The organism is Microbulbifer sp. ABF4_107, assembly GCF_056312215.1.
In genome coordinates this window covers 2,241,928-2,266,569 of the sequence record NZ_CM149983.1, presented here as the reverse complement: position 1 = coordinate 2,266,569, position 24,642 = coordinate 2,241,928, and the positions used below count along the sequence as shown (strand labels likewise).

Genomic DNA, 24,642 nt, shown 5'->3' with positions numbered 1-24,642 from the left:
CATGAATTTGTGGAGGTTGCCATGAGTGATACGGTCAGAAATCTGAAAAGTCAGGTCCTGTCCAGTGACTGGTCCCGGTTTGAAAAGTACACGTTCGAGTTCAAAAACCCGGAAGGTCAGTGGGAGGTTCTACAGCGGGAAGTCTACGACCGCGGAGACGGTGCGGTGGTGCTGCTATATAACCCGGAGCGCCGCACGGTAGTGCTGACCCGCCAGTTCAGGCTGCCCACTTTCCTCAATGGCAATAAGTCGGGCCTGATGGTAGAAGCCTGTGCCGGTGCACTGGATGGGGAGGATCCCGCGCTGTGCGTTATTCGCGAGGCTAAAGAAGAAACCGGTTACAGTATTTCTCAACTAGAGAAGGTGTTTGAGGTGTACATGTCGCCAGGCTCGGTCACGGAAAAGCTGCACTTTTACCTGGCACGCTATTCCGAGGAAGACAGGCTCACCAGTGGGGGCGGGTTGGATGCAGAACAGGAATACATTGAGGTGCTGGAGACGCCATTTGAGCAGGCGTTTTCCATGATCGGAGGCGGGGGGATTTGCGATGCAAAAACCATCATGTTGCTGCAACATCTTAAAATTTCTCGGCTAATGGAAGCCTGAAGGCGTGAAAATTCATACTTTTTGCCGAAAATAGTGAAATGTTTCCGGTTACACGGTGGTAATTAACGCTTGCGCAGGGAATTGGCCGCTGGCAGTATAGTCTTCAGCCCCCAAAGAGGGGCGTTTTATGAATCGAAAATGAAACCGGTTACATGTGTGCGAATGATGCTCAAATGTTGATCGGAAGTGGGTGCGCTGCAGCGGTATATGGCGCACAATTCGTCAAATAACGATAACAAGGTATTCATGATGAAGAGGGAAATCTCGAAATTTCTACCTTTGGGGCTGGTGAGCACGCTGGCGCTGAGCGCGGTGGTGCCCCTGGCACAGGCGCAAAGCGACGCTGGAGAAGAGACAGGTCAGCAGTTTGATGCCGCCCTCGAAGAAATTACCGTTTACGGCATCCGCAAATCCCTGCGGGATGCGGTAAACCAGAAGCGCGATGCGAATGCGATTGTCGATGTCATTTCTTCGGAAGATATCGGCAAACTGCCAGACGAAAACGCAGCGCGCGCACTGCAGCGTGTGACTGGGGTTCAGATCTCCACTCGTGATGGGGAAGGCTCTGAGATCCAGGTGCGCGGTATGTCCCAGGTCAATATGGAGATGAACGGTGTCTCCTACGTGGGCACGCCTTCACAGCCCGGCTTCCGCTCCAGTGTGCGCCGCAATGCGACCCTGGAAGATATTCCGGCGGAGCTACTCTCCGGCATTGAGGTGATCAAGTCGCCCACAGCGGATCGTATTGAAGGTGCCATTGGTGCAACGGTCAATATGAAAACCCGCAAGCCATTGGATCAGGACGGCTTCCAGGTGGCGGGCTCCAGCAAAGCGTCTTATTCCGAGCTGGCCGACGAACCGACCGAGCGCTACTCCTTCCTGATCGGCAACAACTGGGACGACAAGTTCGGCGTGCTGCTGAATGTCACCCAGGGCGAAAGCGTCAGCCGCAACGATTCCATCGACTACCGCAACTGGGATGGTCTGGTATTTGAAGACTGGAATTCCAACGTGTCCTCGCTGCAATCCTGGAATGAAAATGTCTGGTGGGATGCGGAGCAGGATCCAGCCACTGTTTGCGCCCCCTTTTGCTGGCGCAATATGGGCTGGGGTGATGACGGTACCGGCACAAACGTAGCCGGTGAAAATGGCGGCTGGTTGCCGACCATGATGTATCTGGACCCGGAAACCGGAAATCTGAGCCAGGTGATCGCCCCGCAGGAAGTGGAGCTGCAGCAGAAGGAAATCTATCGCGACCGCACCGGGGTGAACCTGTCTCTGCAGGCGAATCCCACGGAGAATATGAGTCTGTACGCGGACGTGATTGCCAGCAAATACGAAGAGCAGCAACAAGCCACCATTCTCACTTACGGTATTCGCGATATCGATTTCCCCAACACCGGTGTGATCCTCGACGAATCCATTATGCCGTTTGTGCTCGGCCAATATACCGAGGGCAGCGATGCGCCCGTAGTTGCCGGTATTGAACCGGGCAACCCCAATATGGTTGACGGCGAAGTAACGCTGCTCTCCGGTGGTTTTACGCCCATTAGCTGGAACAACAACGGCAACGCCCACCGAATGGGTGGCCAAGCCGCATCCCGGGATGTGCAGAACCACAATATCTCCCTCGGTGGCAGCTGGTGGAGCGATGACTGGACCGTGTCCGCAAACCTGTCCAGTGGCCGCTCTAAGTTCGACAGCATCTGGCTGCGCCAGGATTTGAAAGGCAGTTACGGCAACGTGAACTGTACCTGGCGCGACCCGCGCCCGGTGGACCCGAATACCGGGCTGGAAGTGGAATGTGCCGATGCGGTGCGTTGGGGGTATGACCTGACTCAGGGGGATGTGGGCAGCATTGTGCTGGATCCGAACCTCTCCGCGGCTAACCCCATGGATCCCAATGCGAACTACCTGACCGACCCTTATAGTTATGCGATTGCATTTGTCAGCCTGTGGAAGGACGAGTTTGTATCCGAGCAAGACGCCGTTGCTTTGGATTTCGATTACAACCTGGATGAAACCCTGGGTGCGTTGAACTTCTCACAGGTTGAATTCGGTCTGCGACTGGCAAACCGCAGCAATGAACGCAGTGTAGAGCGCGGTATCGGCGACCACTGGCAGCCAGAGTGTACCGATGACAGCTGTACCGTGGTTACCGATCAGCGTCTGGGCGTCGAGGATGCCAACTCCATCTATGTTCAGCCGCACCAGATTCAGAATGCGGTTACCGTGAACGATGGTAGTTTCCTGGAAAAAGTCGGTGGCAACCTGCCGCGTCAATGGATTTCCGGCAATCCGTCCATTTACGGCGACCCGCTGCGGGATCTTAACGACACCTGGGGTATCTATCCGGTATCCGACAAGGTGAACGATTACCTGGTGGAAGAGGACACCCAGGCGGCCTACGCCAAGGTGAACTTTGAAAATGGCAGTGGCACTGTGAGCGGTAACCTGGGTGTGCGTCTGGTGCAGACCGAAACGGCCTCCACCAACTACACCGTGCGCGAGGGTGCCAGCTCCCAGTTCCTTTTTGTTTCCATATACAACCCCGAAGACTATCAGGCGAATACGCTCAGCCGTGAGTACACCGATGTGCTCCCGAGCGCTACCCTCAACTGGGATATCACCGATGACCTGAAGCTGCGCACCGCCGCATCTAAAGTCATGGCGCGCCCAGACCTGACGGACCTGACGTCTGGTATCTACATCACCAGTATTACGTCCCGCACAGGTATTATCGGCAATCCGGATCTGGATCCGTACCGTGCAAACCAGTTCGATACGTCGCTGGAGTGGTACTTCAATGAGGGTTCACTGCTTTCTGGTGCACTCTTCTACAAAGATATCGACAGCTTTATCACTCACGACTACAGCCAGACCTTTATGGGCCCGGGCCGCGCACCGAACCCGGACACCGGAGAAATCGAAGACGTTCAGTACAACGGCCGTATGGCAGTGAACGACGAGGGCCTGGTGCAGGGCGCCGAGCTGTCTTACCAGCAGATGTACACCGGGGTGCTGGATGGCTTTGGCACCGTACTGAACTACACCTTTGTCGACAGTGAGACACCGGATGGTATGCCGGTTCCGCAGCTGTCTGAGCACAGCGCAAATGCCATTGTGTTCTTTGAGAAAGGGGATTTTGGGGCGCGTCTGGCCTACAACTGGCGTGATGATGCGCTGCTGGCCGCACGTGGCTCCGGTGGGCGTTCGGAATACAGCAAGGACTACGGTCAGCTGGATTTCTCCCTCGCCTACGATATCAACGACAACTTCAAGGTGACTCTGGAAGGCCTCAACCTGACAGAAGAAAACCTGGAGTCTTATGTTGAAATCGAAGAGCGTCGTTTGAGCTTCCAGCAGCTGGACCGCGTGTTCCAGCTCGGTATCATCGGACGTTACTGATCGGCAGCAATCGCGATCAAGGGGCGGTGAATTCCGCCCCAGTTTCTTAAAAAATCTCTCACAGGATTCTCTCGTCCTTTCGTTGATAGTTCGCCCGGTTTTACCGGGCTTTTTTATGCGTGTTGTTTTATTACTTTTTCTGGAAGAAGCGCCAGGCTGTTCAAATACAAAAAAAGGGGCGTTCTGCCCCTTGTTGGTTCTGCCTTCTGGCGTCACTTCGGTTAATCTACTTTCTCATATGTCTTTCCCTGATTCCGGATAACGCCCAGCATGCGCTCGGTTTTCCGCTCAATCAGGCTGCGATCGCCGCGCGCTTCGAGATTAACCCTGAGCAGTGGCTCCGTGTTGGATTGGCGGATGTTGAATCGCCAGTCCTCGAAGCTGATCCCGAGGCCATCGATGGTTTCAGTGCTCGCGGCACCTTTGGTGAACTCCAGTGTTACTTGTTCAATCACTGCATCGGCGTCATGCACGCTGATATTCAGTTCATCAGAACAGGGGTAGTTTCGAGTCATCTCGTCTACAAGCTGGCGCAGGGACAGGCCGGAGGTGCTCAGGTACTCACAGATCAGCAACCACGGAATGGTGCCGTTATCGCAATAGGCGAAGTCGCGGAAGTAGTGGTGCGCGCTCATTTCACCACCGTAGACGGCGTCTTGCTCACGCATCACCTGCTTGATGAAAGCGTGGCCAGTGCGTGAGACCTGGCAGTGTCCGCCGGCAGCCTCAACAACCGCATGGGTGTTCCAGTAGAGGCGTGGATCGTGCACGATGGTCGCGCCGGGTTGCTTCTTAAGGAGAATTTGTGCGAGCAGGCCGACCAGATAGTAGCCGTCGACAAAGTTGCCGTGTTCATCAAAGAAAAAGCAGCGGTCGAAGTCGCCGTCCCAGGCGATGCCGAGGTCAGCATTGTGTTGTTTGACGGCGTTTGCAGTCTCCTCGCGGTTTTCAAGGAGCAACGGGTTGGGTACCCCTTTGGGGAAGTTGCCGTCGGGTTCACAGTTGAGGCGAATAAATTCAAATGGCAGATGTGATTCCAGCCGTTCGACGATATCGCCCGCGCCGCCATTACCCGGGTTCACAACAATGCGCAGCGGCTTCAGCGCTTCCCTGTCCACCCAGCCGAGAAGATAGTCTGTGTACCGGGGTTTGAAATTGCCGCGCTGGGCTTTGCCCGGCTGAGTTACTGGCGGCATGTCGGCGGTTGCGACGAGTGCCTTGAGATTTTCCAGGCTGCTCGAGCCAGAAAGCGGGGCGGCATTTTGTTGTACCAGTTTGATGCCGTTGTAATCTTTGGGGTTGTGACTGGCGGTAATACACAGGCCGCCATCGAACACGGCATCGTTGTTATCCCCGGCATAAGTCGCGTAGTAGATTTCTTCGGTGCCGCACTGGCCGATATTGAAGGCGTTACAGCCGGCGGCGGTAATGCCGCGTACTACCGCGTCCGTAAGCGCCGGACTACTGAGACGGATATCGTGGCCGACAACCAGATTGCGCGCATTCAACAGCTTGGCGAAGCCGTAGCCCACACGCCAGGCGATGGATTCATTCAGTTGTTCCGGCACTCGGCCGCGAATGTCATAGGCCTTGAAGGCATCAACCGGAAACGGCTTCATATTCTGCTCGCATTTTCAGTTTGGTGGCAGCGGCGTAATCTGCCGCTTCGGTGGTGGCCACCATCAGGTGGTAGAGCGTGCTGGCGGGAGCCAGGTTATTGACGATCCGGTTTTCGGCATCGAGCTGGTCGATGTAGAGTCCGGGAATCTTGTCGTCAAAGTAATATTTGAATAGCAGCTGAATCCCGCGGGCAGCATGCGCTTCCGCTTCCAGGTCGCCACTGTTTGCCTGACACAGGCTCGCTTTGATCAGTTCGGTCAGTGGCCAGCAGCGTTTGCTGGCTTTGAGGACGTTGCCCTGGATCGAGACGGCGTCATACAGCAGGCCGGTGCCCGGCTCTGTGCCCAGCTCCAGTGCGCGTCGATACAGGGTGTTGGTGTAGCGCCCTACAGGTGCGCCACTGCGCTGGCTGTACTGGTGTAGTAACCAGACCCACTCGAGCATATGTCCGGGTTCGACTTCCTGTCCCTCATCGTCGCTGAGTGGACGCCAGTCGTGGTGGAAATATTCCAGCAGTACACCGTTTTTGCTGTCGTAGAAACAGTTTTCGAACAGGGCGAAGACTTCTCCGGCCCGCGCCAGCCAGCGCCCGTCATTGGTGGCATCGTAGAGGGCGATAAAGGCCTCCAGCAGATGCATGTGGGGGTTCTGACGGCGAATGTCGGAGCTGTAGTCGCCTTCCAGCCAGCCTCCTCTGGGGCCTTTGATGTACACATCGAGGTGTTGAATCAGCGCTTCGGCCTTGCGCAGCGCGGCACTGTCGTTAAACGCGCGAAACCGCCAGGCACTGGCCAGTAGAAAGAATGCCAGGTCGTACAGATCCTGGCGCGGGTCGTGTATTGCATTTTCGCTGTTGAGCACGTGTACGTACACCTGCGGTGCACTGGGGTGCTGGGCATAGCGGGTGACGAAACGATCGAGATCGGCAACGATTCCCTCGGCGCCTGCGACCCAACCCCGTCGGCTTGCGCAGGCCAGTACAAACATCTGCCGGGCCTGCACCCGAACCCGCTTTGGGCAGCCGGTATCGGGGAGCCCTTCGGGGGTGAGGCGTTCGTGGGCACTGCCACTGGCTCGGTCAAACCCCTGCTCCATCCACAGGGGGAGGGCGGCGCTGGTCATCCAGTGCTCCAGCTGCTGTGCCCAGTGATTGATACTCAAAGACATCGAATTGGCCTTTTCTGGCGATTTGTCGTGTTGGTAACCGGTTACATTTGCCTGAATGTACAGCCACCACTTTTTATGGCCGTTATTATGCAGTGTAGTGTAACCGGTTACAAATGTGCTTTTTGCGTTGCCAGTTCGGCTTGGCGAATGGCGATCGGTATCGGTAGGTACAATTTAGTGGGGCCAGTGCGTTAGTGGGGCCAGCGAGGCCGGCGAAGTGCCTCGCTTGTGCTGTGGATTAGCGGGGAAGGGGAGGTGTGCTTTTGCGCACCACAAAATCGTAGGGCAGTACGGTTTCGGTCTGCTGCAGTTCTTTACCTTCGATCAGCTCCAGCAGGGTGTTGAAGCTCGCCCGTCCAAGCGCTTCCGCGGGCTGGGAAACCGTGGTCAGGGGTGGGTCACTGTAGCGGGCAAACTCGATATCGTCGAAGCCGGTAATGGACATTTCCTCGGGAACCTTGATGCCCGCACTTTTAAGCCCCTGCATACAACCAATGGCCATTTCGTCGTTCATTGAAAAGATCGCAGTGGGGCGGTTCTTCATGCGTGCGAAATGGTTGGCGGCCATCAGCCCGGAGCCCATGGTGAAGTCACCATTGACCAGCAGGTCTTCGTCATATGGGATGCCGGCGCGCTCAAGGCTGGCCCGGTAGCCGCGCAGGCGATCGCGGGAGTGGGGGTTGTCCGCCAGGCCGGCCAGCACGCCGATGCGCTGGTGGCCCTGCGCAATCAGGTAAGTGACCACTTCTTCAGCGGCGCCGGCATTGTCGATGCGCACCGAGGGGTAGGGGGTATTTTCACAGCCGGCGGCGGAAACAATTGGAATGTCCGCCTTGGGCTGCAAAGACTTGCCGGGAATATGCGGTCGCAGTTGCAGGATGCCATCGGCCTGGCGGGTTTCCACCAGACGGGTGTACTCCTCCTCGCGCGCGCTGGAATCGCGGGTGTCGCCCAGTAGAACGCTGTAGCCTTTCTGCTGGGCGGCATCTTCAATACCGCGAATAACAGTGGCGAAGAACAGGTTCGAGAGGTTCGGCACCAGGACCACGATGGAGTAGGCGCGTACGGCGCGAAAATTGCGCGCCATCATGTTCGGGCGGTACCCCACCTTTTCCACGGCTTCGTGCACTTTACGCAGTGCTTCCTTGGAGACTTTTTCCGGTGTGCTGAGTGCCCGGGAGACGGTGGCGATGGATACGCCCGCTACGCGCGACACTTCCCTAATGCTCGACATAATTACTGGCCATCGGTATCTGGTTCGCCGCAACTGCCGTTGATGGCAAGGGCTGCGGTATGACCGCCGGGGATTATTGGCGGCGGTCTTCCTAGGCGCTGGTGACCTTGGAAGGCGCTGAAAAGTTACCGGAAATTGTCATAAAGCTCTAGCAAATTTGTGTGTAACCGGTTACATTGGTGTTTCTGGCGGCCCCTCACAAGGGGGTTTACCTCGGGTCGCCCTCAATACAATAAAGAGCGCCGGTCCTTCGCCGCGCCAAGCGATCATAGAGAGGTGAGTTGCCTATGAGCCTTGCACCAATAGACCTAATGGTCATCGGACTGTATTTATTTGCGTCGCTGTTTATCGGGTTCTGGGTATCCCGCAAGGCATCGAAGAATATTCAGAGTTACTTTCTCGGTGGCAACAAGCTGCCCTGGTACTACCTGGGCTTGTCGAATGCATCCGGGCAATTCGATATTTCCGGCACCATGTGGATGGTGTACCTGCTGTTTATCTATGGTCTGAAAAGTATCTATATTCCCTGGCTCTGGCCGGCCTTCAATCAGATTTTCCTAATGGTTTTCCTGTCGATCTGGTTGCGTCGCTCGGGCGTGATGACCGGTGCCGCGTGGATTCGTTTCCGTTTTGGGGAGGGGCGCGGTGCGGAGCTTTCCCATCTGGTCATTGTCGGTTTTGCGTTATTGGTGGTGCTTGGCTATCTCGCCTACGGCTTTGTGGGTATCGGTAAGTTCGCTGCCGCATTTATGCCCTGGCAGCTCTCGGCGGATCCCCACAACAATGAAATTTTTTACGGCCTGATTCTCACCGCAATCACTGCCGTGTATGTGGTGAAAGGTGGGATGTTCGGTGTGGTACTCACCGAGGTCATGCAGTTTGTCATTATGACAGTGGCCTGTATCGCGATTGGTGTGATTGCCATGTACCAGGTCTCGCCAGACATGTTGCGCGCGGCTGTTCCTGAGGGCTGGTTCAGTATGGGCTTCGGGCACACCCTCGATCTCGACTGGAGCGGTATTCTCGATAGCGCCAATCAGCGTATTGTCGACGACGGCTGGTCCCTGTTCTCCGTGTTTTTCATGCTGGTGTTGCTGAAAGGTATTCTTCAGAGCATGGCGGGCCCGGCACCCAACTACGACATGCAGCGTATTCTGTCCGCACGTACTCCGGTAGAGGCGGCAAAGATGAGCTGGCTGGTCAACCTTGTGCTGTTGTTCCCCCGCTATATGATGATCACCGGTCTGACAATTCTTGCCCTGGTGTTTTTTGTCGACGACCTGCGTGCGATGGGCGAGGGTGTGGACTTTGAGCAGATTCTGCCGTTTGCCCTCGCCAACTATGTCCCCGCCGGGTTGCTCGGGCTGGTAGTCGCCGGATTGCTGGCGACCTTTATGTCGACCTTTGCTGCTACCACCAACTCGGCGCCGGCGTATGTGGTCAACGATATCTACAAGCGCTACTTCAACAAGGATGCAGATGAGAAAACCTATGTGCGTATGAGCTACCTGGTCTCAATCACCTTTGTGATTCTCGGTACTGGTATCGGCCTTTTCGCACCATCACTCAATTCCATCATTCTCTGGATCGTGAGCGCACTGTACGGTGGCTACACCGCAGCCAATATCCTCAAGTGGTACTGGTGGCGTATGAATGGCTTTGGTTATTTCTACGGCATGCTTGCGGGGCTGTTGGCAGCGATACCGATGATGTTTACCGATATCTCTCCGTTGTATGCATTCCCGGGTATGTTTGCGCTGTGCCTCACCGCGAGTGTCGCCGGCTCACTGCTCACCGAGGCGGATGACATGGAAACCCTCAAAACCTTCTATTTCAAAACGCGCCCCTGGGGATTCTGGAAACCCGTTCACCAGGCCCTGTTGGTGGAGCATCCAGAACTGAAGCGCAATACCGATTGTAAACGTGACCTCTTCAACTGTGCGATTGGTCTCGTCTGGCACACCGCGCTTACCGCAGCACCCATCTTTATGGTGATTCAGCGTTGGACCGAATTCTCCATTGCCATGGGTGTGATTGCATTGACCAGCTATCTGCTCTGGAAGAATTGGTATCGCCTGATGCGGGATGACCCGGATGCAGAAATGGGCGAACAGATAAAAAAGCCTGAACAGGGCTCAGGGCAGAGCCCGGTTGCAGCCGCAGGTTGATCTGGTTGTACGGGCACTGAACAGAAAATGGCGGCACTGAGGTGCCGCGCAAAAGAACACTTTCGAAAATAACATTAGCCGAGTGAATTATGTCTAGTCACCTGGAAAAAGTACGCGCACTGATCGCAAATCAAGAGTCTCTGCTGGCGAAAAAGAATAGTCCGGCAGACGGTGGTAATGGAATCTATCAGCGTTGGCAGAACCCGATCATCACCCGCCACCATGCGCCAGTCGCATGGCGTTATGATCTGAATGAGAGCACCAATCCATTCTTAATGGAGCGCCTGGGCGTGAATGCGACGCTGAATTCCGGCGCAATCAAACTGAACGGAAAATTCCTGCTGGTGGTGCGCATGGAGGGTGTGGACCGCAAGTCTTTCTTTGCGGTGGCCGAAAGCGAAAGCGGTGTGGATAACTTCCGCTTCTGGGGCAAGCCGGTAGTCATGCCGGAAACCGAAGATCCGGATACCAACGTATATGACATGCGCCTGACTCAGCACGAAGACGGCTGGATCTACGGCCTTTTTTGTACCGAGCGTAAGGATCATACCCGTCCCAACGACACAACAGCGGCAGTGGCCCAGTGTGGCATTGCCCGCACCCGCGATCTGGAAACCTGGGAGCGCTTGCCGGACCTGATCACACACAGTGGCCAGCAGCGTAACGTGGTGCTGCACCCGGAATTTGTTGACGGAAAGTATGCGCTCTACACCCGACCACAAGATGGCTTTATCAGTGTCGGCAGTGGCGGCGGCATCGGTTGGGGGCTGACCGAATCCATGGAAAATCCCGAGGTAGTGAAAGAGGTGCTGGTGGATACCAAGGAGTATCACACCATTAAGGAAGTCAAGAATGGTCAAGGGCCGGCCCCCATCAAAACCGATCGCGGCTGGCTGCACCTGGCACACGGTGTGCGCAATACCGCGGCCGGCCTGCGCTACGTACTTTACATGTTCATGACGCACCTTGAGCGCCCGTGGGAAATTACCCACTTGCCGGGTGGCCACTTTATTGCGCCGGAAGGCAGCGAGCGCGTGGGTGATGTATCGAATGTGGCTTTTGCCAATGGCTGGATTGAAGATCAAGGTAACGTTTTTATTTACTACGCCTCTTCCGATACCCGAATGCACGTGGCCACCTCTACCGTGGAACAGCTGGTGGATTACTGTGTAAACACACCGGAAGACGGGTTGCGCTCGGCTCTATCTGTGGCCACACGTATCCAGTTGATTGAAAACAACGCTGCAGTTCTGCGAGATCTGTGATGGCGCTGGCGGTAAACAACATGGAAGGCATCTATACAATGCAAGCGACGAGAAAATCCCAGCCAAAACTGGGCCTGATCAACTATTTGCCTGAGTTCCGCCGGCAACTACTGGATATTGGCCAGTGGTGGAAAAACCATGCCGTTGATACCCATAGCGGTGGTTTTTTTGGTGAAGTGAGTGTGGCGTGCAACCCGGCACCGGAAGCCGACAAAGGTATTGTACTCAACGCGCGTATCCTCTGGTTTTTCAGTGAGTTGTGTCTGCACCTGCAACAGGACCCTGATGCAGACAGTGATTCGATCGAGGAATACCGGTTGTTGGCCGCCCGTGCTTTCGATTATGTGACGTCAAATTTTCATGACGAAGAGTTTGGTGGCGCATTCTGGTGTGTGGACTACATCGGGAAAATGAAAGAGGGCAAAAAACAGACCTATGCGCAGGCGTTCTGCATCTATGCCTATGCCAGTTATTATCGCTTGAGCGGCGAATCCCGCGCATTGGACTTGGCGCTGGCGTACTTCCGCTCGATTGAGCAGCATTGCGTGGATCGAAAACTGGGTGGCTATCTGGAAGCGGTGACACGAGAGTGGCACCCGGTTACGGATTACCGGCTCAGCGATAAAGACCTGAATGCACCGAAGACCATGAACAACCACCTGCATGTACTTGAAGCGTACACCGGGTTGTATCGTGTAGCGCCCACCGACGAGGTTGCGCTAGCCCTGAAGAACAGCATCGACTGGTTCTGTGAAAAAATCTGCAACGCGGAAAACGGTCACTTGCGGTTGTTTCTGGAGCATGACTGGACGGATGTTTCCGCAAGCTACTCTTACGGACACGATGTCGAAGGTAGCTGGCTGCTGGCGGAAGCGCTGGAGGTGCTGGATGAGCCGGCGTACTCCGAAAAATATCAGCCGACGGTGGAGGCCCTGGGAAGATCCTGCGTGGAAGAGGGCATTGGTGGTCTCGGTCAGGTCCTGGACACCTATGATTTCACCAACCGGTCGCGTCACCTGGATTCGGAGTGGTGGGTCCAGGCGGAGGCGCTGGTCGGGTTTCTGAATATGTGGCAGAGCACTGGCGATCCGCGGTTCAAGACCGCCTTCGAAAATGTGTGGACCTTTATCAAAAATCACCAGATTGATTGGGAGCACGGTGAGTGGCTGTACCACGCTTCTATTGATCGAATGAAGGCGGACCAGGGATACAAGCTCGGTTTCTGGAAAGGGCCTTACCACAATGGGCGCGCGATGATGGAAGTCATTCGTCGCCTCGAGAGTATCGCTGAGGCGACCATGAGCGAAATACAGGAGCGAGAAGAAAGTGCGGCGACTGCATAAGATATTGATGGCCACTGCCGGTGCTCTGGCGCTGGCGGGCTGCGAGGTTGCGGATTCCACCGCACTGCCGGCGCACTGTGTTGTTCCTGAGCTCAACCCCAATGTGGCGCCGTTTTCCGGGTTCGAGGAATTCGTGACCCGCGATGGTATTCGTTTGCTGGAAGGGGAGCGCCCGCTACGTTTTATTGGCTTGCACGCCACAGAGCTGCATCGGATTGAAGACGATGTTGCTTCGTCCAATAGTAGTATCGGAAAGTCCGACCATTTCCGCTGGCCCACTGCGAGAGAGCAGAGTAACTGGATTCAGGCCCTGGTTTACAGCGGTCATACGGTCTCCCGCATTTATACCCTGTCGGTGGATGATATATCTTTGCCTGCGTCGGTACGCGCGAATATGCCCGCGCATATTGTGCAGAATACCGAGACCGGAGCGATTGTTCTCAATGAAGAAGCCATGCAGGTAATGGACCGCATGGTCTACCTGGCCGATACCCTTGGGTTGCGTCTCATTATTCCGGTGATCGATCACTGGAGCTGGTGGGGAGGTAAGCGTGAGCTGGCGTTGATGGTGGGCGAGGCGGATAAGGATACCAAGGAAAGCGGGCCGCTTTACGATACCCAGAGTAAAACCTACGCAGCCTATCGGGATATTATTGAGCAGCTGGTTACCCGCAAGAATACCTGTACCGGGCGTGAATACCGGAATGAGAAAGCCATTATGGCCTGGGAAACCGGCAACGAGCTACGTGGCACCAACAAGACGTTTCTTGCAGAGACGGCAGCCCTGTTTAAAAAGCTCGCTCCGAATCAACTGGTGATAAACGGTGACCAGCAGGCGGACTATACCAATGCAGCGGGTACTGCGAGTATCGAGCAGGGGGAATTCCTGGGGCTGACCGACCCCAACGTTGATCTGCAATCAAACCACTTTTACGGCCCTTATATGTCGGTGGAAGAAGTGCGGTTGCAGGCGGCTCTGGCGGAGAAATTTAATAAACCGCTGTTTATCGGTGAATACGGTTTACAGCCCATGGACACCCTGCAAGCGGTCACCGACGCCTGGGTGGATGAACCTGCGGTTGCCGGTGGCCTGGTATGGGGATACCGCGGACACCGTGAGGCAGGTGGTTTTTACTGGCACAAGGAGTCCGGCGAGCATATGAGCTACCACTTGCCGGGTTTTGCGGCAAATGACGGCAACAACGAGCGTGCGGTCATTCACATGGTCCGCTCTGCGCAGGCGGCAATCGCAAACAACGAGCGCGCACAGACATTTGCCACTTCCTGGCCGGTACCACAGGCACCGCTACTGCACCCGATTTCGGATAATGGCGGGATTAATTGGATGGGGGCGCCTACTGCCCGTATTTACCGGCTTTACGCATCGGCAAACGATGGCAAAGACTGGACGCTTGTGGCGGACGACTTGAGCGATGGCGCGAATGGATGGGATCCGCAAACGATGGACCTGTACACCTTGAACAGCAGCGCTATCACCAGTGACGATACCATTACAGAACACGCCTGTTTGCAGTACCGCCTGACTGCGGTTAACGGGGCCGGGGAATCCGAACCCTCGAATATAGAAACCTACTGCGCACAATAAAAATCAGCATTGAGAAAGCACTATGGCGAATCAACATCGGCTTTGGGCGACCGCAATTCTTTGCTTTGTTGCCGTCGTACTGATGGCGCTGCTCGTACCTGAAAGTCGCGCTGGGACGGCGCGGCCAAATATCGTGTTGATTACCGCAGATGACCTTGGGTTTGACGACCTTTCGCTGCACGGCAATCCGGTGATCGAGACTCCAAGTCTGGATCAGCTGGCAGCAGAGTCTGTCCAATTCAGTGATTTCACCGTGACCCCGGTCTGCTCCACAACCCGTGCGTCGCTATTGACCGGAAGGCATCACTATAAAGCGGGTGTGTCCGGAGTACACGGTGGCCGCGACTATATGAGCCGGGACGAAATGCTGATATCCGAAGTACTGAAAGAGCGTGGTTATGCCACTGGCCTTTGGGGTAAGTGGCATCTGGGAAAAACCCGCGGTTACCTGCCCTGGGAGCGTGGTTTTGACGATACCTACTACGCGGAGCTGTATGTGCACGACAACAGTTTTGGATATCGCCAGGGCGAACGCGTCGAGCACGATACCTGGGTATCAGAGGTAGTCACCGACTACGCAATCGATTTTATCGAACGCAATCGGGAGCAGCCCTTTTTTGCCTACCTGAGTTATCTGGCTCCCCATGAACCCTGGCAGGCGCCGGAGCAATTTGTTCAGCCCTACCGGGAAAAGGGGCAGCGTGATGCCATCGCCAATCTGTACGGTATGGTGTCCGAAATGGACTTTCATATCGGTCGACTCTTACAGTATCTGGAGGACTCGGGACTCGCGGAAAATACACTGGTCATTTTCATGAGCGACAACGGTCCCTGGTACGGATCGAGTAACGCGGGGCCGATGCTGCGCAACGAATGGCGGCAGCGTAATCCCAACAATTTGCTGGGGCAAAAAGGGCGCAACTGGCAAAACGGTGTCAAGTCGCCGCTATTCGTGCATTGGCCGGCCCGCTTCGCGCCGGCAACATCCAATGCCTTTGTGCATGTAACCGATATTTTTCCCCTGCTAATGGAGGTTACCGGCGGCGCGGCGGAGCTTGAGAAACCACTCGATGGGGAAAGCTTTCTCGCCGCGCTGGAAGGCAATGCCAAGTACCAGCGGCAAAAACCATTTCTGATCGGGAGCCACGATCTGGTATCTCACAAGAAACATTTCAATGAATGGACCCCGGTAGACGCGGCGGCACGTGCACAGATGCCGTTTGAGTCTCAGATGCTGGCGTTGCGCCAGGGGCCTTATAAGCTGATCTTGAATCCGATTCTGGATGAGCCCGATTACCCCGAGCCAGTGGACGGCTATCTGCTGTTCGATCTGCAGAAAGATCCCGGTGAGCGCGAGAATATCTTACGCGAGCGGCCACAATTGGCTTCAGAGCTGAAAAGAACCATGCGCGAGCTGTATCAGGAAATCATGATTGATGCCGATAGTTTGCGCACGCCAGTCTACCCGGTTCACGGCCCAGTGGACGTTATCAACGCTTTTGGCCCGGCCAGTATCGGTGGCGAGGTGGTCAGTGGCCCGCACAACCTGAAAGGATTTTCCGAACCCGGTGATTTTTCCGAATACCGGTTGCAGGTCGAGAAGGCGGGGCGCTATCGCCTGTTTCTGGATAAATCCGGGTTTCAGGGCGCAGGGCTCAGGTTTTCCTTGTCTCTTGCGGGACAGCAAGTCCCTCTCTTGTTGGAGGAAAAAGCCATTCAGCAGATTGGGGAATTTGAGCTCCCCGCCGGTGAGGCATCCCTGCGTTTTGAACTTCAGGGTAATGAAAGTATGACGCCCTGGGCGCGGTTCGAATCTTTCCGCAGGCTCTATCTGGTGTCCGCAGAGGTAAAAGCTCCCGAGTCACAGATTATGCAGTTTGAGGCGATAACCCCGGACTGACAATCTGTGATGAGTGGCAGAGGTCTTTCTCGTCGACCTCGTCGGTTGCCGCTGCTGGGGAAACCCACAGCGGCTTTTTTGTTTACGGAATAGTTGTGTGGACGATGCTGGCGGCCTGGCCGCCAACATCGGGCACCTTGCTGGTTAATTTTTCAGACTGTCGGAGTGTTCGCGAATGATGGCCAGGGTGCTGGTATCTGTGTCGAACACGGAATTCAGGCCTTGAGGTTCCTGAGGTGGGTCACCCAGAAAATCGCTACCGGGTTGCCACTGATACTCTGGGTTGTTTGAACGGCCATAGCCACCAAATGTCCAGATGTTGGATCCTACCAGTGGGCCACCGGTGCGGCTGCTCTGTTCAATTTTCTTGTAGATCAGCGCCAGGAATCGGTCCCGGTATTCGGTACCCGCTTCCGGTGAGAAGCTGCCGCCGTCGCGCTCTACACCAAATTCTTCCAGCACCAAAGGCTTTTCCTGTTGCTTCGCGAATGCAATATGCCGGCTCAGGTAGTCGGTCGCCTTGTCGACGGCGACGGGGTAGGTGCTCTCCGGATTGCTGCTGTCAAACCAGCCCCAGTTTTTGATCCACAGGTGCACCGTAAGGTAGTCAATGGCATCGGTGTCGTGGGCTTGCAGATACACGTCCGCCTGTTGTTGAGTACCGGCAAGTCCTTCACTGCCGGTGCTGACCAGTTGGTTGGGAGCCAGTCGATCGAGTGTCTCGGCGCTGTCCTGCACCCAGCGGATATAGTCTGTGGCCCGTGTTGCATTGTAGGTTGCACCACCTGAGCGTGGCTCGTTGGCCAGCTGCCAGGCCATGATGGTGGGGTCGTCGCGGTATGCGGTACCGGTAATGGTGTTTTGCCGCAGTGTAAGAGCGGCCGCCGTGTCCAGGTACTGTTTCTGGCAGGGCGCACAGCGGTAAAAGTTCGTGGTGCTTTCGATGTATTCATCCCACTTGCCGCTCACATCCGGATCGTCCAGCGCGGCATTCTGATGCCATACCAGATACTGAGACATTCCGCCGGACCACTGCCAAAAATTGGTGAGGTACAAAACCGCTTTCATATCCCGTGCGTGCATCTCAGCAAGTAGCCGGTCGAGACCTTGTAGCAGTGTTTCATTCAGTTGTTCGGGGGCGTTTACCACTGCAGGTTTGACACTGCGCGATAGACTGCTCTGCTCCGAAAGTGCCAGCACTCGCAGGTTGTCGATGCCCTGGGCCGCCATCAGGTCCAGCTCGCGGGTGAGGCGTTCCGGATCGGTTGCCGCCAGGTAAGCGCCGTACCAGTAGTTGGCACCGGTGAAGTGATAGGGGCGGCCATTCAATTCGAACTGCCCGTCCTGGACGCGTACAAATGCCGTTGCCGGCGCTGGCGCGGTAGCGGTACCAGCCTCTGTTGCCTGTTTGTGGTCACAGCCTGCGATGGCTACCGCCACCGTGAGCGCGAGGGTATTTATTGTTTTCATAGGTGAGGATCCTCATATTTTTGCACTGGGTGCATTCAGTTATTTTTCTGGTGACTGGCGAATGTATGTTGGCTGGCGCGTTCTACTTTTATCTTGCGATAGCGGTTCAGCAGGCGATTGGTGCTGCCATCAAATGCCTGGCAGTCGGCGTCGCCAGTGAGATGCGGAAGTAGGGAATTACATATTTGCTTGCCCAGCTCGACGCCCCACTGGTCGAAGGCATTGATGTTCTGGAGTACGCTTGCCGCAAATACCTTGTGCTCGTACAGGGCGATCAGCGCACCGAGCGTTGCGGGAGTCAGCGCATCCATGGTGAGGGTGTTGCTGGGACGGTTGCCGGGCATGGTTTTGTGTGGAGCGAGTGCGGCGGCAGCGTCAGCATCCATTCCCGCTTCAGTGAGTTCCGTGAGCGCCTGCTCCAGCGATTTGCCTACCATCAGTGCTCGGCTCTGTCCCAGACAGTTGGCCACCAGAAGGTCTTGATGATCGCCGATGGGGTTGTGGGAGTGCAGCGGTAGTATGAAATCCGCCGGCACCAGCAGATTGCCCTGGTGTAGCAACTGGTGAAATGAATGCTGTCCGTTGGTGCCTTCGGCGCCCCAGATAATCGGGGAGGTAGGGTGCGACAGACGTTCCCCTTGTAAGGAGACGGACTTGCCGTTGCTCTCCATGTCGAGTTGCTGTACGTAACTGGGAAAGTCTCCCAGGTAGTGATCGTACGGGAGAAGCGCGTGGGTGTTGGCGCCCCAGAATTGCTGATACCAGAAGCTCAGCAACGCCATTACTACCGGCATATTTTCTTCTAAAGGCGATTGTTGAAAATGCTGATCCATTTCCGCGGCGCCACGATGAAATTCCACAAACTGGTCGTAGCCGATCGATAGCGCCAGTGGCAGGCCAATGGCCGACCACACGGAATAGCGCCCGCCCACCCAATCCCACATCGGAAATGTAAATGCGGGTTGAATCCCAAATTCTGCAATTCGGTCAGTAGCGGTACTTATGGCTGTGAAGTGGCGCTCGACGGCATCCAGGCGGCCGGTTCTCTCGATCATCCAGTTGCGCGCAGTGCGGGCGTTGGCAAGAGTTTCCTGCGTGGTAAATGTTTTCGAGGCAACGATAAACAGCGTGGTTTCCGGGTCGGCGTCGCGCAGTTTTTCACTGAGGTCACTGGCGTCTACGTTGGAGACAAACCGGACATCAAGATTGCGTTTTGCGAAAGGTGTCAGGGCGCGGCAGGCCATGGCCGGACCCAGGTGGGAGCCGCCGATACCAATATTGATAACGGTGCGGAAGGGCTTGCCGGTCACACCGATGAGCTGGCCACCGCGCACATCGCCCACAAACTCCTGTATGCGCGCGAGGGTTTCATTCACTTGTGCGCGGTGCGCGTGCTGCTCGGGTAGAGCACCGCGCAGCAGGGGGTGTAGTACCTGGCGCTTCTCCGTGGTATTGATGGGTTCACCGCGGAACAGGGCATCCCGCCGCGCCTCAAGTCCACTGGCGCGTGCGGTCTGTAACAGTGCCGTCATGGCCGGTGGGTCGATTCTGCTTTTTGCATAGTCGAGGTCGAGCCCTGCGGCCTGGATGTGCATCTTCTCCATACGATCCGGGTTCTCTTCGAACAGGGTTGTCATCGGTATCCTGGAAAGACGTTTTTGTTCTACTAACAGGCGTTTTTCCTGGGATGGTATGTCTGTCGGGCTCACGATCACCTCGCTGCTATCTCTTGTTGCTGAATCTATGGAAAACCCTGTGGGGGAGCGGAATGACGCGCTATCTCCTGCGGGATATCCCGCTATTCAACCAGAATGTGTAACCGGTTACATCATGTGGCGTGATTTTTTGCCTTTTTGTGGTGCGGTAGTAAAAAAGTTTGCACTCGGGTAGTGCTTGTAATAATCTCGAAATGGAACCGGTTACATGCGGTTGCGCAGAAAGTGCCTGAGTTACTGATTCGGTATTTTTTTGCCCATCAATTGTAACCGGTTACATGCGGGCTTGTCCCAGCCGCAGTGAAAGCGAGGCGAAGTCTTCGTCCCGGCCGTGCCCAGATCCGCGCGGTCTCTACACGATAATAATTGAGGGAAAACAAAATGCTGGCAAAACAACTGCCGTTTGCTCAAGCGATTCTGGCTACAAGTGTTGCCGCCTATGGCCTGTTAGGCGCACCGGTTGCGTTCGCACAGGAGGGGGCCGGTGAAATTGAAGAGGTAGTGGTGCAGGGGATTCGCATGTCTCAGGAGACTGCGATCAACACCAAGCGCAACGCTACCTCTATCGTGGATTCGATTGTGGCGGAAGACATCGGCAAGCTGCCGGACGTCACCATCTCTGACTCGCTGCAGCGTATTACCGGTGTGCAGATCCGCCGGACCGCAGGCGAGGGTAGTACCATCAACGTGCGCGGCATGCCACAGGTGATGACCACTCTCAATGGTGAGTCCTACCTCGGAGCCGGTTCCGTGACCACGGTGCAGCCCAACTTCAACGATATTCCCGCGCCGCTGTTTGCCGGTGCCGATGTGTACAAATCTCCGACCGCATCCAAGTTGTCTGGTGGTATTACCGGCATGGTGAACCTGCGTACCCATCGCCCGATGGATTTCGATAGTGGCACGACCACCTCATTTGCCGCAGAAGGGCAGACCGGTCGCGACTCCGGTGAAACCGACAGTGCTGTTTCGGGCTTATTTGCCTGGAATAATGAGCAAGTCGGTGTACTGCTTTCTGCTTCGCTCGCCAATGTCAATCTTGCGAACTATTACAATGGCATGGCCGGGGGTGGCTCGGATGCGGGCTGGTCCGGTATGCCTTCCGAAGCCGGCAGTGATGCGGATAACTGGAATTATCACGGCAACGACATGAACGGCGACGGCGACCTCGACGATCGCTACATCGCCTATCAGGGTCACACCGCCTATAACCAGTTTGCCGAACGCGAACGCTTTGGTTTGAACGGCTCATTCCAGGCCGACCTCGGCAATGGTTTTGATCTGGCCGCCGACTTTTTTTACACCGACATGGATGAAAAAGATCGCCGCGCGGGTATTTCCATTTCCGATAAGTGGCAACAGTGGGGTTGGGCTGCTCCGCTGGAATCCAGCGAAGGTGCTGACGGTATTCACACCGTGCAGGTGTATCAGGCAGACGGCCGCCGCCTGAAGTCCTACTCGGAAGTCAAAGGAACAGTATCTGAGTCCAGCAACATCAATATCGAACTGAACTATGACAATGGTGGCGCCTTCACCGGTGGTGCCCGCTTGGTTCACGGTCGTGCGGAACAGAGCAAACTGAACAGCTACATCGATCTGGATATGGCGGACGGCAGCCAGTGGGGCGTGCAATATCCTGAATATCCCGGCGGTGCCAAAGCCAGTAACCCCAATGGCTATTCGGATCCCTACCAGTCCATTGTTGTAGATTACCGCGGTGACGACCCCCACTGGAGTGGGGTGCCGGATTTGGTGAATAACCTCGATGGTTATTCTGTGGGTGCGCTCTCATCCGAAAATAACTACGACCGCGAAGGCGAGATGACCATTGCACGGTTCGATGGCTCATTTAACTTTGACAATAGTGGTTTCTTTCAGTCTGTGGACGGCGGTGTGCGCTACTCCGATCGCGACGCGGAAAATGAGCAGTACCACTTACTGGCACCGATCGGGAACAACGGCTGTCTGGTGCGCTGGAAAGCGACCGATGTTGTGATGGGCAATGCCTGTTCCTTTGGCGATGGCAACGGAACCTACTACACCGCTGGCAAACCGATTCCACTGTCTTCTTTCGGTAGTGATGTGCAGTGGGTGACCGACTTTGGCGGCGCTACCGGTATTCCCGGAGTGTACGCGCTGAATCCGGAAGCCATGGACAATGTGGTGGCCTTCCACAACTCCCTGTACCCGAACAATGAGCGCGGAATTATTCCCGGCCAGTCTTATGCGGTAAACCTGCAGGAGACTTCCGCGTACCTGCAGGCCAACTTTGCTGCCGAAATGGGCGTTCCGGTCAGCGGTAACTTCGGCGTGCGCGTAGTACAAACCGACCTGGAAGTTGGTCAGCGCGTAGTTGGCGGTGCCCGTGATTACGGCGCGCCGGAAGTAGACGGTGGCGAATTTGTTACCGGCCGCTCTTACACCGACGTGCTTCCCTCTCTGAACCTGGCGTTCGATCTCCGCGATGACCTGAAACTGCGCGCGGCCTATGCCAAAACCATGTCGCCGCTGAATCTAGAGCAGTGGGGCGGCGGTCTGTCTCCCACCTATGCGATCAATTCCAGCACCGGTGTGTTTGAAGTGATTTCGGCCAATTCCAACGGTAACCCGGATCTTGACCCGTGGCGCGCAGACAACTTCGACCTCTCCCTCGAATACTACATTGGCTCCGGTATGGTCAGTGCGGGTCTGTTCCTGGTGGAAATCGAGAGCTTTATCGAGCGTGGCTCTGTACCCATGGATCTGCCGGACCAAGATGGCGTAGTGCGCCGCACCACCGATGTTCAGACCAATGTTCAGGGCGATGGTGGTGAGCTCTCCGGCATTGAGCTTTCCGCCAAACAGGCGTTCGACTTCCTACCGGGTGTCTGGGCGAACTTTGGTGTGGATGCGAACTACACCTACTCGCCCAGTGATTCGGGCAAAGTGGACATTGACGGGAATGACCTGCCGTTTGCAGACAACTCCGAGCAGCTGGCGAACTTTGTCGGTTGGTATGAAGGTGAGCGTTTGCAGGCACGTCTGGCCTACAACTACCGCAGTGAGCGCGTGGTTGCCTTTAACCAGGTGTGGGGCACCGAAGGTCTGACTTTGATGCAGGCACCGACCGCCTATATCGACGCTTCCGTCAGCTACGACATCAACGATGACGTCACCGTTTATCTGAACGGCTCCAATCTCACAGGAGAAACGGAGGAGTACTACCTCCAGTGGGAAGATCAGAAGGCTTGGCAGAATGCCTATGAACCGCGTTACACGCTGGGTGTTCGCGCCAAGTTCTGATCGTTGTGCAAAACCGTCCGCGTTTGAGCGGCGTGGATGGTTTTTTTCGGGGCCACGCGAGGCGTGGCCTGACTCTCCTTTCCGCAGTTGTCGGACTCTCGACATTGGCCTCCGGTTCGCCGGAGGCATTTTTAAAAAAAACAATAATACCTTTTGTAAAAATTTTATCTTTCACGGGTGATGTTTCTCATGTCTTTCGTGGAGAGTGTTCCACCCTCAGGTAGTGACTAGATCCTTGATGAAATTCGCAACGAAACTAATCGCCACAAGTCTTTTCCTGATCCTGTTTGGATGTGGATCATCCGGTGACGACTCTCACTCAGCGATCTCGGATAGTGATGTGGGAAGCAATCCACCACCGACTACGCCCGGCTCTGAAGATGATGAACCACAGAGGGTTGCCCAGGGCTTTATTACCTATCAGGGCGAAAGGCTGTATTTAAACGGTTTCAATATTGCCTGGTTTGATTTTGCCAACGATGTGGGCAGCGGGCTGGCTGAGCCCGAACTGCGCAAGGCACTACAGGACGTTGTTGATGCGGGCGGCAATACACTGCGTTGGTGGATGCATACCGATGGCGCTTACACCCCGGCGTGGGAAAACGTCGATGGAGTGCGCCTGGTTAGTGGTCCCGGCGGTACCTTTATTGAAGATCTGGCGCGGGCGCTGGATATAGCGGCGGAGTACGGGGTGTATATCGTCCCGTCCCTTTGGTCGTTCGACATGCTGAGGGCGAACAGCTATCGAAACCCTCCAACGGCCGATAACTATCGACTACTGACCGAAGACGCGGTATTGCAGTCCTACCTGGACCAGGCCCTGTCACCGATGGTGCAAGCATTGAATGGGCATCCACAACTGGTTGCCTGGGAGCTGTTTAACGAACCCGAAAATATGACCGAAGCCTGGTTTAAAGCGGATGGTGGCCGACGCCCCACACTTGCCGATCTTCAGCGGGTCCAGGGAAAAATGGCGGCCACAATTCACCGGGTAGCGCAGTCGCAGGATCAAGTTGCACTGGTTACAACGGGATCCAAATCACTGGGCAAATACAACTCCGATGCTGCCGGTGGTGAAAACCTGTATCGCGACGATCGGCTTATTGCTGCAGCGGATAACGACGCTCTGGCAGTACTCGATTTTTATCAGGCTCATTATTACAACAATGAAGGAAAGCAGGGAGCCTGGTCCCCGTTTCATCATTCGGCGGATCACTGGGGCCTGGATAAGCCCATCGTAACCGGTGAGTTCTATATCGAAGACCTTGTCCTCATGGGAGACCCGGTTTTAGCCAGTGAATTGTGCAAGCGACTTTACGATCTCGGCTATGCGGGCGGTTGGGGTTGGCAGTGGAACCAGTGGCCGGACAAGGTTGCTGCCTGTGTTCGGAATGTTCCCTAACGGGATAAAGAGTTAATTCAGCATACGCATCTCAAATTTTGCGCAACGCAAACCTCGCGTTGCGCGAAGTACCCCAGGAGGGTATCCGCCTGGGTATTCTGCGCCGGTAGTGAGCACTTCAATGTGGTCGGCCGCCGGTGATTACAACAATAAATTAGTAGTTCTTTCATTCATTCAATCAATCGGTTTTCACAACCAGGAAAACTGGAATCCAGCTGTATCCAGTGCTCTGAACAATAAAAACGTAAGAGCCATAGCGATGAAAAAAATAGTGCAATTAGCGGCAGCGATATCATTCGCCGCCAGCCAGCCCGTGCTTGCGGCCGGGTGTGATTCTCCTGCGTATTCCACGAATACCCAATACACCGGTGGCGAGGAAGTCGTCTACCAGGGCGATGCGTTCCGCGCGAAATGGTGGGTGAAAGGCCAGGCGCCTGACCCCAGTGAACAATGGGG

Annotated in this window: 14 protein-coding genes and 1 pseudogene; 10 read left to right on the top strand and 5 right to left on the bottom strand. The window is 55.6% G+C overall.

Annotated features, from left to right (window positions below):
• Positions 1-21: 21 nt before the first annotated feature.
• The gene (locus ACYX4K_RS09350; protein WP_475092386.1) at positions 22-606 is read left to right on the top strand and encodes an NUDIX domain-containing protein; all 585 of its coding nucleotides are present in this window, start codon (positions 22-24) and stop codon (positions 604-606) included.
• 249 nt (positions 607-855) lie between these two features.
• A complete protein-coding gene (locus ACYX4K_RS09345) occupies positions 856-4,014 on the top strand; it encodes a TonB-dependent receptor (protein ID WP_475092387.1) in 3,159 nt (1,052 codons plus the stop codon).
• Between the two features lie 221 nt (positions 4,015-4,235).
• On the opposite strand, the gene ACYX4K_RS09340 is transcribed toward ACYX4K_RS09345, so the two are convergent.
• From ACYX4K_RS09340 to ACYX4K_RS09330, 3 genes are all read right to left on the bottom strand, one after another.
• Positions 4,236-5,633, bottom strand: a complete 1,398-nt coding sequence (locus tag ACYX4K_RS09340; protein WP_475092388.1) for a phosphohexomutase domain-containing protein — start codon at positions 5,631-5,633, stop codon at positions 4,236-4,238.
• The gene (locus ACYX4K_RS09335) at positions 5,614-6,801 is read right to left on the bottom strand and encodes an AGE family epimerase/isomerase (RefSeq protein ID WP_475092389.1); all 1,188 of its coding nucleotides are present in this window, start codon (positions 6,799-6,801) and stop codon (positions 5,614-5,616) included. Before ACYX4K_RS09335 ends, ACYX4K_RS09340 begins: the two co-directional genes overlap by 20 nt.
• A gap of 238 nt (positions 6,802-7,039) precedes the next feature.
• Positions 7,040-8,035, bottom strand: a complete 996-nt coding sequence (locus tag ACYX4K_RS09330) for a LacI family DNA-binding transcriptional regulator (protein WP_475092390.1) — start codon at positions 8,033-8,035, stop codon at positions 7,040-7,042.
• Positions 8,036-8,322: 287 nt separating this feature from the next.
• Between ACYX4K_RS09330 and ACYX4K_RS09325 the strand changes: the two genes are divergently transcribed.
• The 5 genes from ACYX4K_RS09325 to ACYX4K_RS09305 all read left to right on the top strand — a co-directional run bounded on the left by ACYX4K_RS09325 (position 8,323) and on the right by ACYX4K_RS09305 (position 16,317).
• The gene (locus tag ACYX4K_RS09325; RefSeq protein ID WP_475092391.1) at positions 8,323-10,203 is read left to right on the top strand and encodes a sodium:solute symporter family protein; all 1,881 of its coding nucleotides are present in this window, start codon (positions 8,323-8,325) and stop codon (positions 10,201-10,203) included.
• Positions 10,204-10,292: 89 nt separating this feature from the next.
• Positions 10,293-11,468 (top strand): glycoside hydrolase family 130 protein, encoded by a 1,176-nt coding sequence (locus ACYX4K_RS09320; RefSeq protein WP_475092392.1) that lies wholly within the window; start codon positions 10,293-10,295, stop codon positions 11,466-11,468.
• A gap of 38 nt (positions 11,469-11,506) precedes the next feature.
• Positions 11,507-12,811, top strand: a complete 1,305-nt coding sequence (locus ACYX4K_RS09315) for an AGE family epimerase/isomerase (protein ID WP_475092393.1) — start codon at positions 11,507-11,509, stop codon at positions 12,809-12,811.
• Positions 12,795-14,417 carry a cellulase family glycosylhydrolase gene (locus ACYX4K_RS09310; RefSeq protein WP_476178680.1) on the top strand — a complete coding sequence of 541 codons (1,623 nt, stop codon included), beginning with the start codon at positions 12,795-12,797 and terminating at the stop codon, positions 14,415-14,417. The genes ACYX4K_RS09315 and ACYX4K_RS09310 overlap by 17 nt, the downstream gene beginning before the upstream one ends.
• Before the next feature lie 22 nt (positions 14,418-14,439).
• Positions 14,440-16,317, top strand: coding sequence for a sulfatase-like hydrolase/transferase (locus tag ACYX4K_RS09305; protein WP_475092395.1), 1,878 nt, complete (start codon positions 14,440-14,442; stop codon positions 16,315-16,317).
• A gap of 144 nt (positions 16,318-16,461) precedes the next feature.
• On the opposite strand, the gene ACYX4K_RS09300 is transcribed toward ACYX4K_RS09305, so the two are convergent.
• Together ACYX4K_RS09300 and pgi are read right to left on the bottom strand one after the other, a co-directional pair.
• The gene (locus ACYX4K_RS09300) at positions 16,462-17,787 is read right to left on the bottom strand and encodes a glycoside hydrolase 5 family protein (protein ID WP_475092396.1); all 1,326 of its coding nucleotides are present in this window, start codon (positions 17,785-17,787) and stop codon (positions 16,462-16,464) included.
• 35 nt (positions 17,788-17,822) lie between these two features.
• Positions 17,823-19,496, bottom strand: a complete 1,674-nt coding sequence (gene pgi / locus ACYX4K_RS09295) for a glucose-6-phosphate isomerase (RefSeq protein WP_476178679.1) — start codon at positions 19,494-19,496, stop codon at positions 17,823-17,825.
• 387 nt (positions 19,497-19,883) lie between these two features.
• On the opposite strand from pgi, the gene ACYX4K_RS09290 reads away from it, so the two are divergent.
• The 3 genes and pseudogenes from ACYX4K_RS09290 to ACYX4K_RS09280 all read left to right on the top strand — a co-directional run.
• Entirely contained in the window at positions 19,884-22,784 is a 2,901-nt protein-coding gene (locus ACYX4K_RS09290) for a TonB-dependent receptor (protein ID WP_475092398.1), read from the top strand.
• A gap of 340 nt (positions 22,785-23,124) precedes the next feature.
• The gene (locus tag ACYX4K_RS09285) at positions 23,125-24,186 is read left to right on the top strand and encodes a cellulase family glycosylhydrolase (RefSeq protein ID WP_476178678.1); all 1,062 of its coding nucleotides are present in this window, start codon (positions 23,125-23,127) and stop codon (positions 24,184-24,186) included.
• Positions 24,187-24,307: 121 nt separating this feature from the next.
• Positions 24,308-24,637, top strand: a pseudogene (locus ACYX4K_RS09280) (carbohydrate-binding protein); the annotation flags it as partial.
• Positions 24,638-24,642: the final 5 nt, after the last annotated feature.